The sequence below is a fragment of the Desulfobacter sp. UBA2225 genome (assembly GCF_002348205.1).
Taxonomy (GTDB): domain Bacteria; phylum Desulfobacterota; class Desulfobacteria; order Desulfobacterales; family Desulfobacteraceae; genus Desulfobacter; species Desulfobacter postgatei.
Genome location: NZ_DDYV01000350.1, coordinates 1 through 3,006, shown reverse-complemented (window position 1 = coordinate 3,006; position 3,006 = coordinate 1). Strand labels below are relative to the sequence as shown.

General features: G+C 43.8%; 5 protein-coding genes. 4 read left to right on the top strand and 1 reads right to left on the bottom strand.

The annotated features are described in order from the left end of the window. From B3D59_RS18155 to B3D59_RS18145, 3 genes are all read left to right on the top strand, one after another. A partial coding sequence (locus B3D59_RS18155; protein ID WP_286822558.1) for a DEAD/DEAH box helicase occupies positions 1-524 on the top strand: 524 nt, incomplete at its 5' end. Next, entirely contained in the window at positions 475-1,104 is a 630-nt protein-coding gene (locus tag B3D59_RS18150) for a DEAD/DEAH box helicase (RefSeq protein ID WP_286822557.1), read from the top strand. The genes B3D59_RS18155 and B3D59_RS18150, both read left to right, overlap by 50 nt. Positions 1,105-1,175: 71 nt before the next feature. Continuing rightward, the gene (locus tag B3D59_RS18145) at positions 1,176-1,337 is read left to right on the top strand and encodes a hypothetical protein (RefSeq protein WP_286822556.1); all 162 of its coding nucleotides are present in this window, start codon (positions 1,176-1,178) and stop codon (positions 1,335-1,337) included. 85 nt (positions 1,338-1,422) lie between these two features. On the opposite strand, the gene B3D59_RS18140 is transcribed toward B3D59_RS18145, so the two are convergent. After that, entirely contained in the window at positions 1,423-2,427 is a 1,005-nt protein-coding gene (locus B3D59_RS18140; protein ID WP_286822555.1) for a hypothetical protein, read from the bottom strand. Positions 2,428-2,798: 371 nt separating this feature from the next. Here B3D59_RS18140 and B3D59_RS18135 point away from each other — a divergent pair. Continuing rightward, positions 2,799-3,006: transposase (locus B3D59_RS18135; RefSeq protein ID WP_286822554.1), on the top strand; the 208-nt coding region annotated here is incomplete at its 3' end.

Sequence of the window (3,006 nt, the reverse complement as noted above, 5' to 3'; positions counted from 1 at the left end):
GCCGGAGCCTGGAACCGGTTGACTTTTCTTTTGCCGGGTCACTTCGGGAATTGCAGCAGCAGGCCGTCAATGATGTTTTGTCCAGGGAACAGGGGTTACTTGAGGCAGGCACCGGGGCAGGAAAAACCGTCATGGGGCTTTGGATCATTGCCGAACGGGGGCAGCCGGCACTTATCATCGTTCACACCAAAGAACTCTTAACCCAATGGATTGACCGGATCGAAAATTTCCTGGGGATCCCAAGGGCGGATATTGGAATTATCGGCGGGGGTAAGTTCTCCATCGGGAATAAGATCACAGTTGCCACTGTCCAAAGTCTGTACAAACGTGTGGATGAGGTTGTACCCTATGTCGGGCATTTGGTTGTGGATGAAACTCACAAGGCCCCTGCCCGGATGTTTACCGAAGCCGTGAGCGCCTTCGATGCAAAGTACAGTCTTGGATTGACTGCCACCCCCCTGGAGACGGGATGGATTGTCCAAGGTTATTTTTTGGTATGTGGGGGATGTTACCGGCAGGATTGATAAACACGACCTTGTCCAGGCTGGTAACCTTTGCCGGGCAGAAGTCCAATGGGTTGAAACTGGATTTTATCCCTTTGCGGATGCCAGCGCAGAGTATTCAAAAGCCTTGTCCGAACTGACCGAGGATGCAGACCGGAACCGGTTGATTTGTAAAACCGTATCTGAGAATAACGGCCATGGCGTTTCCTTGATCCTATCCGACCGGAAAGCCCATTGCGTTACGCTGCAAAATATCCTGTCGGATGCCCATGGCATTCAAGCTGAGGTGTTTACCGGCAGCGCAGGCCCAAAGGACCGAGAACGGATTATTACGGCCTTGCAGGATGGTGAATGCAGATACCTGATTGCCACCGGACAGCTAATCGGCGAAGGGTTTGACCTGCCGGGGATATCAACCGTGTTCCTGGGGACCCCCGTCAAATTTAGTGGGCGTCTCATTCAATATGTAGGACGGGCACTTCGACCGGCACCAGGAAAGGACAAGGCTATGATTTTTGATTTTGTGGATGATCATGGCGTGTTCCGATCATCTGCCAAAAGCCGGGCCGAGACTTATGGGCAGCAGGGTATCAGAAATTAAATGGGTCCTTCCAGGGCCTGAAACTATACGGTCTGGCAAGGCGCGATATTTCCGCCCATTTGAAATTGAAAATGGGAGGGACACGGGACATAGGTAAAAAACTACCCAAAAGTAAGAAAAAAAGTAAGAAAAAAAGTAAGAAAAAAAGTAAGAAAAAAAAGCCTGCCAGTAAAGACCCAGGACAGGCACAAAAAGGAGGTTTGCAAGTGGCCAAAATCCCTTTCTTTTTCTGACAGGTCTCTAAATTAAAAAGCCATGACCGTTTTCCCGGTTAAAATAATTCTATGCCCAGGAGAGAGTTTATTCACGGACCGGTTTTCACTCTTGCTCGTTTGGTTGCCTTGCTGTTAGAAGTATACCAAGGCCCGATGCTGCAATAGCCACCACCCATTGTATGAGCAATCTCGATGTATCTATTTTGATTCCGTAGCGGCAATTGTTTTTTTTTGGTGGCGGTGATGCAATAAAATCATAACCAGCAGATTCTTCACTATAAACGCCGTTAACACTAAAAGTATTTACCCAAGGAGGAAAAATTCCCATAAGGACAATAATTGAAATACCTGCAATTATGACATTCCTTTGATTCCTGTTTAAGCTCATTTTTTTCCTTAATGCTTGATTTGATTCATTGGTTCTGGTGAGTTTTTTCAATTGCTGCCCTGAAAAAATTTCTAAAGGGTTTTCTTGAAAAGAGTCTTTTATTATAATTGATGATTTTTTTTGAGCATCCTTATTCTTTAGCCTTCCATAATATGTGCCAACGGCCGCACCCACCAATGCGAACAAAAATCCTCTACCAAAAGTTGCAACTATTACTTTAGTGGATGTAGCAAAAATAGAAACCAAAAGGCTTCCACCTATCCAAGCGACAAAAAATGCAACTGAAAAACCAAAAATATTTCTCCAGATACCGGGACTTGATTTTGATATGAAAAAAGAAATTATAAATCCAATGAATAGGTTGGCAAGCTGCAAAATCGTATAATAGGTTGCTGTAGCAATTGGATTTTCTTTATGCTCATAGTCTTTAGCAGTTTGCTTGTTTTCAGCAACTGGATATAGCTCTAATTCATAAGCCCTTGCCTCATCCGCATAGACGCTTTGCATTTGAATCTTCTGGTCATCCGGCAAAGATGCAAACCGTGGGTCAGATGCAACCTCTTCGTCAAAAGCCGCGTCAATTACTTGGCTTTTAATGGATGAATCAAGCCCTTTCCACCGTGGATCTTTTATGTAATCGAACCCTAACCCCTTGGCTCCAGATAGCTCACAAAAAACAGTAGTGAATAGAATTATCGTGACCAGCAGAATCTTTTTCACTAGAACCCCCTTGTAGAAATTAGCAATTTTCATCTGATAAAATATCGGTGAAATAATTACAAGGGAATATTTTAAATTTGACCCGGCAATCAACTACCTATAAATCACAATTCCCGGATTTCCCAATAACCTTTTAAATTCCAGTAAATTCCATGGACACAATATAAAAATGTGGCGCCATTCTGAAGGAAATTTACGAGCAAAAATAAGGGTCTTTCCATAATTTTTCAAAATAATCCTTATAATCCTCGAATCCCTCACCAGGGCGTTTGAATTCATAAGCCTATCCCAAAAATCCATTTTACAGTGTCATTACGATGTCTTATATTTTCCTGATAAGAAGAAACAACCGTTGAACAAGGAGAAAAAAGATGGCAGGCGAATTCACTGGATTGACAGATGCCGAATGGGCAGTGATAGAACCCTTTCTCCCAGAGCAACCTGAGAAACCTGGAAAAGGCCGTCCCCATGCATTCTTCAGGGATATACTGAACACCATACTCTGGGTACTTATTACAGGAGCCAGGTGGATTGATGTCCCAAAAGGTAAAGGTTTTGGAGCACGTTCAACGTCACATC